Consider the following 12,929-nt stretch of genomic DNA (forward strand, 5'->3'; position numbering starts at 1 on the left):
ATGGTCGATGTTCTCGTAATCGGCGGCGGCAACGCGGCGCTGTGCGCCGCCTTGATGGCGCGCGAAGCCGGCGCGTCGGTGCTGCTGCTCGAAGCGGCACCGCGGGCGTGGCGCGGCGGAAACTCCCAGCACACCCGCAACCTGCGTTGCATGCACGACGGCCCGCAGGACGTGCTGGTCGGCGCCTATCCGGAAGAAGAGTACTGGCAGGACCTGCTGAAGGTCACGGGCGGCATCACGAACGAGGCGTTGGCCCGGCTCGCTATCCGCGCGTCGGCGCACTGTCGCCCATGGATGCGCGCACATGGCGTGCGGTTTCAGCCGCCGTTGTCCGGCGCACTGCACGTGGCGCGCACCAATGCATTCTTCATGGGCGGCGGCAAAGCGCTGGTGAACGCGTATTACCGCAGCGCCGAAGCGCTGGGCGTACAGATTCGCTACGACACGCCCGTCGACGCCATCGAACTCGACGGTGAACGCTTCGTCGCCGCGCATAGCGGAAACCGGCGCTTCGAGGCACGCAGCTGCGTGCTCGCGGCGGGCGGCTTCGAATCGAACCGCGCATGGCTGCGCGAGGCGTGGGGACAAAACGAGCGCGGCGAGTGGCCCGCCGATAATTTCCTCATCCGCGGCACGCGGTTCAACCAGGGCGTCCTGCTCAAGGCGATGCTCGCCGCCGGCGCGGATGCGATCGGCGACCCGTCGCAGTCGCATTGCGTCGCGATCGACGCGCGTGCGCCGCTCTACGACGGCGGCATCTGCACGCGGATCGATTGCGTATCGCTCGGCATCGTCGTCAACCGCGATGCGCAGCGCTTCTACGACGAAGGCGAGGACTTCTGGCCGAAGCGTTATGCGATCTGGGGCCGCCTCGTCGCGCAGCAACCGGAGCAGACAGCCTACTCGATCATCGATGCCAAGGCCGTCGGACGCTTCATGCCGCCGGTATTTCCGGGTGTCCGCGCCGATTCGTTGCCGGAACTCGCGCGCCTGCTGAACCTGCCAGAACGCGCATTCGTGGAGACCCTGCGCGCGTACAACGCCGCATGCCGGGCAGGCACGTTCGATCACACCGTGCTCGACGACTGTCGCACCGAAGGCATCGGCCCCGCGAAAACCCACTGGGCACGACCGATCGATACGCCGCCCTTCTTCGGCTACGCGTTGCGTCCGGGCATCACGTTTACGTATCTCGGGCTCAAGGTCAACGAGCGCGCGCAAGTCCACTTCGGCGGACGGCCGAGCGACAACCTGTTCGTTGCCGGCGAGATGATGGCCGGAAACGTGCTGGGCAAGGGCTACACGGCCGGCGTCGGAATGTCGATCGGCACCGCGTTCGGCCGTATCGCGGGCACCGAGGCGGCGAAGGCCGCGCAAACGACTGGAGTTCAACGTGCACGATATTGAAGAACACGTTCGCGACGCGCAGGCGCTCGCGCCCGCCGGCCAGACGTCGGCACGCTCGAGCGGCGCCGCCGTGATTCGCATCGTGCCCGTCACCGACAGCGAAGCGGAAGTCGCGCGCCAGATGCAGATCTGCAATGCGTGCCGCTACTGCGAAGGATTTTGCGCGGTCTTTCCGGCGATGACGCGCCGGCTCGAGTTCGCGAAGGCGGACGTCAACTACCTGGCCAACCTGTGCCACAACTGCGGCGCGTGCTACCACGCATGCCAATATGCGCCGCCGCACGAATTTGCGGTGAACGTGCCGAAGGCGATGGCGCAGGTCCGGGTCGATACGTATGTCGAATATGCGTGGCCCGCTGCGATGGGACAGCTTTACAAGCGCAACGGCCTGACCGTCGCGCTCGCCCTCGCGATCGGGCTGGCGCTTTTCCTGATGCTCGGCATCGCAATGCACGGCTCGCTGCTGAATGGCCCGTCGGGCGGCCGTTTCTATGCGATCTTTCCGCACAACCTGCTCGCCGCGATGTTCGGCTCGGTGTTCGGCCTCGCCGTGCTGGCGCTCGGGGTGGGCGTGACGCGCTTCTGGCGCGACGTGTCGTCGGGTACCGCAAGCATGCCCGCCATCGCCGAAGCGGCGAAACACGCGCTCGCGCTCACCTATCTCGACGGCGGCCACGGTGACGGCTGCAACGAATCGGACGACGCGTTCACGCTCGCGCGGCGCCGGTTTCACCACTTCACGTTCTACGGCTTCATGCTGTGTTTTGCCGCCACGCTCGTCGCGACCTTCTATCACTACGCGCTGGACCTGCACGCACCGTACGCGTTCCTGAGCCTGCCCGTGCTGCTCGGCACCGCCGGCGGAATCGGCCTGCTGATCGGGCCTGCCGGCCTCTTGTGGCTCAACCTGCGTCGCGACCCCGCGCGGACCGATCCGGCACAACGCCCGATGGACCGCGGCTTCATTGCGCTGCTGATGCTCGTGAGCATGTCGGGACTGGCTTTGCTGGCGTGGCGCGACACCCGCGCGATGGCGACGCTGCTCGCGGTTCATCTCGGCATCGTGATGGCGCTTTTCGCAACGTTGCCGTACGGGAAATTCGCGCACGGCATCTTTCGCTGCGCGGCGCTGCTCAAGTCGTCGATAGACAAGCGCCAGGCCGACCGCCTGCAACTCGGCTCGGACTGAACCGATCCCATCGAAGCGGTCCGGCGTTCGGGCCGCTTCGCACAATACATTCAACGGAGACACCCCATGCATCCCTCACCGTCAACCGCGCCGGACGGCGCGGCCGCAGGCACGTCGAGGCTCGGCGCGGTCCTGCGCGTGACCAGCGGCAATTTTCTCGAGCAGTTCGATTTTTTCCTGTTCGGCTTCTATGCGACCAGCATCTCGCGAGTCTTCTTTCCGGCGGCAAGCGAGTTCGCGTCGCTGCTCCTCACGTTTGCCGTGTTCGGCGCCGGCTTCCTGATGCGCCCGCTCGGCGCGATCGTGCTCGGCGCCTACATCGACGAAGTGGGGAGACGCAAAGGCCTGATCGTGACGCTCTCGATCATGGCGAGCGGCACAATCCTGATCGCGTGCGTGCCGGGGTACGCGACTATCGGGCTCGCCGCACCGGCGCTGGTGTTGCTTGGGCGCCTGCTTCAAGGCTTCTCGGCCGGTGCCGAGCTGGGCGGCGTGTCGGTCTATCTCGCGGAAATGGCCACGCCCGGGCACAAGGGCTTCTATACGAGCTGGCAGTCGGCAAGCCAGCAGGTGGCGATCGTCATCGCGGCGGCCCTGGGCTATCTGCTGAATCATTTGCTGACGAGCCAGGAAATCGGCGCGTGGGGCTGGCGCATCCCGTTCTTCATCGGTTGCGCAATCGTGCCGGTCATTTTCCTGCTTCGCCGAACGCTGCAGGAAACGGACGAATTCAAGGCGCGCACCCATCGTCCGCGTGCACGCGAGGTGTTCGCGACGATGCTGGGGAACTGGCGCATCGTGTTTGCCGGCATGCTGCTCGTCGCGATGACCACGACGACGTTCTACCTCATTACGGTCTATACGCCGACGTTCGGCAGGGCCGTACTGAAACTGTCCACGGCGGACAGCCTGATCGTTACGCTGTGCGTGGGGGTGTCGAATTTCTTCTGGCTGCCTGTCGGCGGTGCGCTGTCGGACCGCGTCGGACGCAAGCCGATCCTCGTGGCCATCGCCGTGGCGGCCATCGTGACGTCGTATCCCGCGCTCGCGTGGCTTTCATCCGCGCCCAGCTTCGGGCACATGCTGGCCGTGCTGTTGTGGCTCTCCTTCTTCTTCGGCATGTACAACGGCGCGATGGTCGCGGCGCTGACCGAAATCATGCCCGCCAGTGTTCGCGTGGCCGGTTTCTCGCTCGCGTTCAGCCTCGCGACCGCGGTTTTCGGCGGCTTCACGCCCGCGGTGTCGACCTATCTGATCGAGGTGACGGGCGACAAGGCCGCGCCCGGCTACTGGCTCAGCTTCGCCGCGTGCTGCGGGCTGCTCGCGACGCTGTCGCTGTATCGCAAAGGCGGGACGGTGCGGCGTTCGGCGTCGCCTGCGTGAGCCGCGGTACTCGCCTGAACGGATCGGCTTCGCGGCGCCGCCATCCCGCACCAGTGCGTCCTGTCAAACCGGGCCCGCCGACCCCGTCAGGCCGCCACCGGCCGCTCCGCGAGCTTGAACTCGCCGACCGTCTGCGCGAGCCGGGCCGCCTGCTCGCGCAGCGACGTCGCGGCAGCCGCCGATTGCTCGACGAGCGCCGCGTTCTGCTGCGTCGTATCGTCGAGCTGCGACACCGCCTGATTCACCTGCTCGAGCCCCGTGCTCTGCTCCTTCGCGGCGACGCTGATTTCGGCGATCACGCTCGTGATGTTGCGCACGCCGTCGACGATTTCGTCCATCGTCGCGCCGGCCGTCTGGACGAGCCCGGAGCCGCCCTCGATCTTCTCGACCGACGCGTGGATCAGTTGCTTGATTTCCCGCGCGGCCTGCGCGCTGCGCTGCGCGAGCGCACGCACCTCGCCGGCGACGACCGCGAAGCCGCGGCCATGCTCGTTCGCACGTGCCGCCTCGACGGCGGCGTTCAACGCGAGAATGTTGGTCTGGAATGCGATGCCGTCGATCACGCCGACGATGTTGGCGATCTCTCCCGATGCCTGCGTGATGTCGTTCATCGTCGAGACGACCTCGCGCACGACCGTGCCGCCGCGCAGCGCGACATCCGACGCCGATTCCGCCAGACGGTTCACCTGGCTCGCCGCATCGGCCGAATTGCGGGCCGTGCCCGCGATCTCCTCGAGCGCGGCGGCCGTTTCCTGCAAGCTCGACGCCGCGTGTTCGGTGCGGGCCGACAGATCCTGGTTGCCCTGCGCGATCTCGGCACTTGCGAGGTTGACGGACGTGCTGAACTCGCGGATCTGCAGCAGAATCGCACTGATCTTCTCGGCGAAGGCGTTGAACGCTCGCGCGATCTGCGCGGCTTCGTCCGCGCCGTCGGCGGGCAAGCGCTTCGTCAGGTCGCCGCTGCCGCTCGATACGTCCGTGAGCGCATCGCGCACCATCAGGATGCGCTTGAAGGCCGCGTTCGTCATCGCGCCGACGAGCGCGGCCGCGACGACGGCGACGATCGCGATCGCCAGCAGCGTCGTCGTCGCGACCGCCCGCATGCCGGCCGTCACGTCGCCCTTGTCGAGCGCGAGCACCAGCGACCAATCGGTGCCGACGATCGGTTGCGCGCGCATCAGCTTGACGGCGCCGTCGATGTCGACCGCGACGGGCGCGGACGCCGTCTGCAGTGCACCGAGGCGATCGGCATCGAGTTCCGGCGACAGACCGGTGGCCGGCTTCATGATCAGGTCGGTCCTGGCCGACGCGATCACGCGCCCGCTCTTGTCGACCAGAAACGCGAAGCTCGCCGGGGTCGGGTGAACGGAAGTCACGATCGAGCTCACGTTCTCCATGAACAGGCTGGCTGCCAGCACGCCTTTCACCGCGCCGTCGCGCACCACGGGCACCGCGAACGCCACGGCCGGCTTGCCGCTCGTCGCATCGCGGTAAAGCGCCGTCACGACCAGACGGCCCGCGCCGACGGCCTGCTTGTACCAGGGCCGGGCGGTCGGATCATAGCCGGGTGCGAGCGGCACGTTCGAGAACGCCGTCTTGTCCGGCAGGCCGAGCGTCAGCACCGCGAAGCCGCCCGACTTGCCGAGCAGCTTCAACGCCGGCACCGGATCGCCCTCGCCGATCGCGATCGTGTCCGCGAGCGCCTGGGTTTCGCGCGCCCGGCTCGCCACCCATTCGTCGATCGCGAGTGCGTGGCCGGCGAGGATCGACTTGTGATTCTGGTCGATGGCCTCGTCGTTGTGGGTCTTGACGACGTAATAGACGAGCCCCCCGGTTACGGCCAGCGCCGTCACTACGATGGCGACGCACGTCGCCAGTATCCGGGCGCGAATTGATGACAGCATGATGACTTGGGTCTCCGTTACCGCGTAATTGAACTGGATCGGTGAACAGGCCGATCCTGATCCATTTAACGGCACCGGAGGCAGGAAGTTGAGCGATGTCGGAACGACGGCGTGATGCGCGCGGCGCGCGGCCCGAATTTTTTGCGATGATCGGGCACGCGCAAACGATTGCCGCGGGCGGCGGTCCTAAATTGTTCATTCACCATTCCGATAATAAGGAAAGCTATTTGATACTCACGACTGGAATTCCCCCATGAACGATCGACGGTTAACGGTTCGCACGAAGCTGATCATCGCTTTCGGACTGCTTACGTGCACGGTTGTGCTCGTCTCCCTCCTCGGCATCGTGTCGCTCGGCGACGCGAACGCGACATTCGAGAATTACGTCAACGGCACCAACGCCCGCGCAATGCTGGCGGACAGGGTTCGCGTCGCGGTCGACCGGCGCGCGATCGCCGCCCGCAACCAGGTCCTGGCGACCGGGCCGCGCGATGCGGACGTCGAGAAGGAAGCGGCACTGCAGGCCGACCGCGACGTCGGTGCGCTGCTGGGCGAGCTGACGAACGCGGTCCGCGAGGGAAGCGGCGCGTCCGACAAATCGCGCGAACTGGTTCGGCAAATCGCGGCGGTCGAGGCGCAGTACGGCCCCGTGGCACGCGCCATCGTCGATGCGGCGGCCAACAACCGGCGCGATCAGGCGATCACGATGATCAACGAACAGTGCCGCCCGCTGCTGGCCCAACTCGTCGCGGCCACCGACGCGTATGCGAGGTACACGCGCTCGCGGGCCGCCCAACTGGTGACGGAATCGAACGACCGCTATACCTCGCGACGACTGATGCTGATCGCCATCTGCATCGCGGCGGCGGCGGCGGCGGCAATCTCGGGCCTCTTCATCACCCGCGGCCTGCTGCGCGCGCTGGGCACGGAGCCTGCCGCGCTCAGCGAGATCGCCGGCCATATCGCCGCCGGCAACCTCGGCGCCGAATCCACGACCGGCGCCGCGCCGCCCGGCAGCGTCCTGGCTTCCATGCGCGACATGCAGGCGAACCTGATCCGCCTGATCTCGGAAGTCCGTACCGCATCGGGCAACGTCGCGACAGGCGCCGGCGAAATCGCGTCCGGCAACCAGGACCTGTCCTCCCGCACCGAGCAGCAGGCCGCATCGTTGCAGGAAACCGCGTCGAGCATGGAGCAGCTGACATCCACCGTGCGCCTGAACGCCGACAATGCGCAGCAGGCGAGCGGCCTGGCCAACAACGCATCGGAGGTCGCCCAGCGCGGCAGCGCGGCGGTCGGCCTGATGGTCGACACGATGACGGACATCAGCACGAGCTCCACCAAGATCGCCGAGATCACCGGCATCATCGAAGGCATCGCGTTCCAGACCAACATTCTCGCGCTCAACGCAGCCGTGGAGGCCGCCCGCGCCGGCGAGCAGGGTCGCGGCTTCGCGGTGGTGGCCAGCGAAGTCAGGAGTCTTGCGCAGCGTTCGTCGAGCGCCGCGAAGGAGATTCGCGAGCTGATCTCGCAATCGGTCCGGAAAATCCAGGACGGCTCGCATATCGCGAACAATGCGGGCGAGACGATGAGCGAGGTCACGCATGCGATCTCGCGCGTGACCGACATCATGGGCGAGATCGCCGCGGCGTCGAGCGAGCAGAGCCGCGGCATCGAGCAGGTCAATCTGGCCATCACGCAAATGGACGAAGTCACGCAGCAGAATGCGGCACTCGTCGAGCAGGCCGCCGCCGCATCGAAGTCGCTCGAGGAACAGGGCAGCCGGCTTGCCGAGGCCGTATCGCTGTTCCGGCTCGACGCGCGTGCGACGGGCGCGTAGGCCGGCGTCTGCCGCCCTGTATCGGTGACGGGTGCACGCGTTCGCGCACCCGTCATGTTAAGTAGCGGAAATTAACCAGATAGTGGGAATTGTCGCGTATCGACGACGACGCGAAACAATTCCGTAACGGCCGCGTAACGATCGCTCACCACAATCCTCCCTCTTCGACCATCAGGATGGAGTCTTGCATGTTTGCGTCACGAAGCCGTTTCCCGCTGCACGTCGCGGCATTGTCGAGTGCGATCGTACTGGCTGCCTGCGGCGGCGGCGACGACGTCGCGTCGACCGGCACGATCGCCGCGGCCGTGCCCGCGCCGCCCGCCGACCCCGGCTTCGTCGACAGCGCGCCGATCCCGAGCGCGCCCGCTTTCGTCGACAACGTCGCGACCAACCAGCGCGGCGATGCGCGCTATGCGACGCTGTCGACCAACGCCGCGGTACGCGTGTTGAGCCGTTTCCTCGATCTCTGGCAACCGTCGACGATGCTGGTCGACGCGGGCGTGTCCGCGCCGGCGAACGGCGCGTTTCCGGCCGTCTCGCCGTCGACCTGCTCCGGGCTGCCGAACAGCGGCGTGCCGTGCGGCACGATCCTGAACGATGCGGTGCTGTCGGCCAACGTGCAGTACGTGATCGACGCGACGACCGCGCGCACGCCGCAACAGGCCGATGCCGCGTACTACGACGACCGGCGCGGCAAGGGATACAGCGTGACCGACGGCATGGGCCCACTCACCGCCGCGTGGCGCACCGCGGCCCAGCAGACGACCAGCATCACCAGCGTGCCCGCCGATGCGACGACCGTGCTGTACAACGACGCAGGCAACAACGTCGGCGTCGGCAGCAGCGGCGGCAACGCCAGCTTCGGCAAGGTCGTCGACCTGCTCAACGAAATGGGCAACAACGCGTCGACCGAACCGTCCAAGCGCTTCTTCAAATACGCGCGTCCGTACCGCTGGAGCACGAGCGTGATCGTCGCGCCGACGCTCGTGCCGGCCGAAAGCGCGACGCCCGCGACCGACGGCGGCTTCATCAGCGGCCACACGGCCGAGGCGGTGCGCGATGCGACGACGATGGCGTGGCTCGTGCCGGAACGCTTCCAGGAAATGGTCAGCCGCGGCCTCGAGCTCGGCGAGAACCGGATTCTGGCCGGCATGCATTCGCCGCTCGACGTGATCGGCGGCCGCATGCTCGCCCTGGCCGTCAGCGCGGCGAACCTGACCGCGTACGCCGGCGACGCGCAGGCCGCCTACACGCAAGCCCATCAGACGCTGCAGCAACTGACGGGAACGAGCGCCACGACGTTCTCCGCATTCGCGCATTCCGGCACGACGGCCACCGACCGGTTCGCCGACTACACAGCGAACCGCGCCGCGTTCCTGCGCCGCATGACGTTCGGCTTCGGCGCGCTCGAATCGACGAACGCACCGCCGGTCGTACCGAAAGGCGCGGAGATCCTGCTGCAGACGCGTTTTCCGTATCTGAGCGCCGACCAGCGGCGCGTCGTGCTGAAAACGACCGAGCTGCCGTCCGGCTATCCGGTCATGGACGACGCGGAAGGCTGGGGCCGCCTGAACCTGTTCGCCGCGGCCGACGGCTACGGCGCGTTCAACGGCAACGTGATCGTGTCGATGGATGCGTCGCAGGGCGGCTTCAATGCCGCCGACCTGTGGCGCAACGACGTCGCGGGCGCCGGCAAGCTGACGCTGCAGGGCAGCGGCACGCTGACGCTGGCGGGCAACAACGGCTACACGGGCGGCACGCAGGTGAGCGGCGGCACGCTGGCAGCCGCGTCGACGACGGCGTTCGGCAAAGGAGACGTGTACGTCGGCCCGGGCGGCAGCGTGCGCATCGCGGCCGCCGCGCCGGTGACGATCGCCGCGCGCTACACGCAGCTCGACAACGCGACGCTCGAACTCGACATCGACGGCAACGGCGGCGGGCGGCTTCGCGTGGGCGGCCCGCTCACCATCGCGGGCGGCACGCTGCACGTGAAGTTCGTGAACGGCTACGCGCCGAAGGCCGGCGACACCATCGCGCTGATCGACGGCGCGGCGGCTGCCGCGAAGTTCTCGACGGTGACGGTCGACGGCTTCAAGGCCACGCCGGTCTACACCGCGACGGGTGTGTCGATCACGCTGTCGGCGGCGTAGCCGGCCGCGAGGATCGATCCTGCAACGGCGCCGCCCACGGGCAAGACCGCGTACCGAAGCGCCGTTGCAGTTCGATGATCGTCGGCAGGTTGAAATCGTGAACATCCGGCGCGGCGCCGCCCTGCCGCCGGCTGACCTCGACACAGAGTTCCAGCGCACGCGCGCGCGTCTCGGCGAGCAGCCGCAGCGCCTCATCGAGCAATCCCTTCTCCAGTTCCGACAGCGAGCCGCCGTGGCCGGTTTCGCCGATCGCCGGCTCGCTCATGCGGGTTTCCATCGCGGCTTCTCCTTCGCTGTCCGATTGCGCACGCGGTCGCACATCGCCTTTCGCGTCACATGACCGCGCCGCGCAGCCACGGCACGAACTCGCGTTCGCCGATACCGTTGTCCTCGCTGCGGGAGCGTCGTCCGGAGGCGACGTCGAGCATCAGCCGAAACAGCCGCGCGCCCGCTTCGTCGACCGTGAGCGAACCGGCGACGATCCCGCCGCTGTCGAAATCCATGTCCGATCGCATCCGCTCGAACAGGCCGGTCGTCGTCGCGATCTTGATCGTCGGCACCGGCTTCGACCCGAACACCGAACCGCGGCCCGTCGTGAAGCACACGAGATTCGCGCCGCCGGCGATCTGCCCGGTCGCCGACACCGGGTCGTAACCGGGCGTATCCATGAACACGAGCCCGGCTTGCCGCACCGGCTCCGCATAATCGTAGACCGCGCGCAGCGGCGAGCGCCCGCCCTTCGACACCGCGCCGAGCGACTTCTCGAGAATCGTCGTGATGCCGCCGGCGAGGTTGCCAGGCGACGGATTGTTGTTCATTTCGCCGCCGTGATCGGCGACGTAGCGCTCCCACCACTGCAACCTGCCGCGCAGACGCTCGGCTACGTCGCGCGAGGCCGCCCGCGCGAGCAGCAGATGCTCGGCGCCGTAGATCTCGGGCGTCTCGGACAGAATCGCGGTGCCGCCGTTGCGGACCAGCAGATCCACGGCCGCGCCGAGCGCCGGGTTCGCCGTGATGCCCGAGTAGCCGTCGGACCCGCCGCATTGCAGGCCGACCTTCAGCCGCGAGGCCGGCACCGCGCTGCGACGCGCGCCGTCGGCCGCCTCCACCAATTCGCGCACGATCGACACGCCGCGGGCCACGGTATCGCGCACCCCGCCCTCGTCCTGGATGACCAACGTGCGCACGGTGCCCGGCGCGGCCGCATCGAGCCGTTGCGCGAGCGCCCCGACCTGGTTGACCTCGCACCCGAGGCCGACGAGCAACACGCCGGCGAAGTTCGGGTTCCGTGCATAGCCGACGAGCGTGCGCCGCAGCAGTTCGATGCCGTCCCCGGTTGCCGACATGCCGCAGCCGCTCTGATGGGTGATCGCGACGACGCCGTCGACATGACCGAACGCATCGAGCGCGCCGTGCCGGTATGCATCGGCGATCGCATGACAGACGCTCGCCGAACAGTTGACGCTCGCGATCACGCCGACGTAGTTGCGGGTTCCCACGCTGCCGTCGGGCCGCACGAATCCGTCGAAGGTATCGGCGCGATCGGCCGGAACCTCGTGCGCGTCGCCGGCACGCGCGTCGTCATGCGCATGCCGCTCGGGCATCCCGACGTTGTGCACGTGCACGTGCTCGCCCGCGTCGATGTCTCGCAGCGCGATGCCGATCGGCTGCCCGCATTTGACGATCGCGTCGCCGCGCGCGATCGGCGCCGTGGCGATCTTGTGGCCGGCCGGCACCGCGGCCGCCGGCCGCAACGGCGCGCCGCGCACGTCGATCGGCACGTCCGGCGCCAGTGCGTCGAGTGCGACGGCGACGTTGTCGTCGCCGTGAAGGATCACGATTGCCGGTTGCTTCACGATGCATGTCTCCCTGTCGTTGCGCCGGCCGCCGGATCGCCGGCCGCCGGATCATGGCGGGCGACGAGTTGCCGCAACCGGGGTTGTTCGGCCGTCAGCGTCAGCGAATCCGCGAGCGCGAGCAACGGCTCGATCCGCCGCGCCACCTTTTCGCGATGGTTGACCGCGATATCGGCGATGCGATGCGCGAGAAACGGATTGAGAAAACGCTCGCGCACGCTGTCGACGTACCGTTCCGCCGTTTCGCGCAAGCCCAACGCGACGAATACCGGCGCGACTTCATCGCGCCACACCGCCTCGAGGCCGTCGCGCAGCCGCGCATCGTGCATCGCGTCCAGCACGGTTTCCGATGCGTCGCGCCCCGCCGCGAGCCACTGCTCCGCGAGCCAGCTGTGCCCGAGATTGAGGAAGAACAGCTTCAGGCGCTCGTGGCTGCGCAAATCGTCGGTGACGACGATCTGCGCGTGCCGGCACGGCAGCGCCATGCCGGCACGCCGTTCGATCGCCCACAGCGCATAGGGCTCCGCGATCGCGCCGACCGGATGCAGCGGCTCGGACACGATGCGGTCGACGAGCGAGTTGACCCACACGCAGCGGTTGCACAGATAGTCGGCGAACGCGTCGGGCAGCCGCCACCGGCGCGCGAGGTCCAGCACGATGTCGCGCAGCGTGTCGCCGTTGTTGGTCACCAATTCGCAAGGCAGGACGGAGATGCCGTCGTCGGGTCGCACCTGCCAGCGCGCATGCAGCAGCGCGAGCAGCTTTGCCGGAAAGCCGCGCGGGGTTTGCTCCGGCCGGTCCAGCAAGTCCGCGGCGTCGCGCGGATCGGCGCGATAGCCTGCGTCGCCGGTGTTCGACACGATGACGCGCACCGTCTCGACCGCGGCACGGCGTATCTCCGCCCAGTCGCGCTCGGCATCCCACGCGCGCTGCACGGCGCGGCATTCGACGACTTCGTCGACGATGCCGCCGCGGTCGCGCCCGCGAATCCGCACCGGATAGCGACCGGTGGCGCGCAGCGCGTCGATGCGGGCGCGGCTGGCCGGATTGCCGGTCGTCTGCACGATACCGATGCCGCCCATCGCGTTGCCGTCGTCCAGCGCCTGGGACACGAACAGGTCGACGTGCGCCAGCAGGAAGCGGCTCGTGCCGAACTGCAGGATCGGCGGCGTCATCGCGTGCGCTCCGCGTGCCGGATTC

Annotated in this window: 9 protein-coding genes; 5 read left to right on the forward strand and 4 right to left on the reverse strand. The window is 68.0% G+C overall.

Translation table 11 applies throughout. From position 1 onward, the window contains the following. The 3 genes from tcuA to WT24_RS17420 all read left to right on the forward strand — a co-directional run bounded on the left by tcuA (position 1) and on the right by WT24_RS17420 (position 3,979). Positions 1-1,407: an FAD-dependent tricarballylate dehydrogenase TcuA gene (gene tcuA / locus WT24_RS17410; RefSeq protein ID WP_059506217.1), complete on the forward strand. Its 1,407-nt coding sequence runs from the start codon at positions 1-3 to the stop codon at positions 1,405-1,407. Next, complete coding sequence (gene tcuB, locus WT24_RS17415) at positions 1,394-2,596, forward strand: tricarballylate utilization 4Fe-4S protein TcuB (RefSeq protein WP_095211876.1); 1,203 nt, start codon at positions 1,394-1,396, stop codon at positions 2,594-2,596. The genes tcuA and tcuB overlap by 14 nt, the downstream gene beginning before the upstream one ends. A gap of 66 nt (positions 2,597-2,662) precedes the next feature. Next, positions 2,663-3,979, forward strand: coding sequence for an MFS transporter (locus WT24_RS17420; RefSeq protein ID WP_059506220.1), 1,317 nt, complete (start codon positions 2,663-2,665; stop codon positions 3,977-3,979). Between the two features lie 86 nt (positions 3,980-4,065). Here WT24_RS17420 and WT24_RS17425 read toward each other — a convergent pair whose 3' ends face one another. Next, on the reverse strand, positions 4,066-5,883 hold the full coding sequence (locus WT24_RS17425) for a methyl-accepting chemotaxis protein (RefSeq protein WP_060035151.1): 1,818 nt from the start codon (positions 5,881-5,883) through the stop codon (positions 4,066-4,068). A 253-nt stretch (positions 5,884-6,136) separates the two neighbouring features. Here WT24_RS17425 and WT24_RS17430 point away from each other — a divergent pair, with 253 nt between their 5' ends. Together WT24_RS17430 and WT24_RS17435 are read left to right on the forward strand one after the other, a co-directional pair. Beyond that, the gene (locus WT24_RS17430) at positions 6,137-7,723 is read left to right on the forward strand and encodes a methyl-accepting chemotaxis protein (protein WP_060035153.1); all 1,587 of its coding nucleotides are present in this window, start codon (positions 6,137-6,139) and stop codon (positions 7,721-7,723) included. A gap of 188 nt (positions 7,724-7,911) precedes the next feature. Further along, positions 7,912-9,873 carry a phosphatase PAP2 family protein gene (locus WT24_RS17435; protein WP_059506226.1) on the forward strand — a complete coding sequence of 654 codons (1,962 nt, stop codon included), beginning with the start codon at positions 7,912-7,914 and terminating at the stop codon, positions 9,871-9,873. Here the strand turns inward: WT24_RS17435 and WT24_RS17440 are convergent. Genes WT24_RS17440 through WT24_RS17450 form a run of 3 tightly spaced genes read right to left on the reverse strand, consistent with a single transcriptional unit; the run spans position 9,854 to position 12,904 of the window. Next, a complete protein-coding gene (locus WT24_RS17440; protein WP_059506228.1) occupies positions 9,854-10,150 on the reverse strand; it encodes a hypothetical protein in 297 nt (98 codons plus the stop codon). The genes WT24_RS17435 and WT24_RS17440 overlap by 20 nt on opposite strands. Positions 10,151-10,205: 55 nt before the next feature. Continuing rightward, entirely contained in the window at positions 10,206-11,729 is a 1,524-nt protein-coding gene (locus WT24_RS17445) for a UxaA family hydrolase (protein ID WP_060035155.1), read from the reverse strand. Beyond that, positions 11,726-12,904: a D-mannonate oxidoreductase gene (locus WT24_RS17450; protein ID WP_059506231.1), complete on the reverse strand. Its 1,179-nt coding sequence runs from the start codon at positions 12,902-12,904 to the stop codon at positions 11,726-11,728. The genes WT24_RS17445 and WT24_RS17450 overlap by 4 nt, the downstream gene beginning before the upstream one ends. Positions 12,905-12,929 lie beyond the last annotated feature (25 nt).

The organism is Burkholderia sp. MSMB1078WGS, from assembly GCF_001528895.1.
GTDB lineage: Bacteria > Pseudomonadota > Gammaproteobacteria > Burkholderiales > Burkholderiaceae > Burkholderia.

What these genes read in the sequence shown, in the direction of transcription:
- tcuA (WP_059506217.1), top strand. Translation starts at nt 1, where the DNA reads ATGGTCGATGTTCTCGTAATCGGCGGCGGCAACGCGGCGCTGTGCGCC.
- WT24_RS17420 (WP_059506220.1), top strand. Translation starts at nt 2,663, where the DNA reads ATGCATCCCTCACCGTCAACCGCGCCGGACGGCGCGGCCGCAGGCACG.
- WT24_RS17425 (WP_060035151.1), bottom strand. Translation starts at nt 5,883, where the DNA reads ATGCTGTCATCAATTCGCGCCCGGATACTGGCGACGTGCGTCGCCATC.
- WT24_RS17430 (WP_060035153.1), top strand. Translation starts at nt 6,137, where the DNA reads ATGAACGATCGACGGTTAACGGTTCGCACGAAGCTGATCATCGCTTTC.
- WT24_RS17435 (WP_059506226.1), top strand. Translation starts at nt 7,912, where the DNA reads ATGTTTGCGTCACGAAGCCGTTTCCCGCTGCACGTCGCGGCATTGTCG.
- WT24_RS17440 (WP_059506228.1), bottom strand. Translation starts at nt 10,150, where the DNA reads ATGGAAACCCGCATGAGCGAGCCGGCGATCGGCGAAACCGGCCACGGC.
- WT24_RS17450 (WP_059506231.1), bottom strand. Translation starts at nt 12,904, where the DNA reads ATGACGCCGCCGATCCTGCAGTTCGGCACGAGCCGCTTCCTGCTGGCG.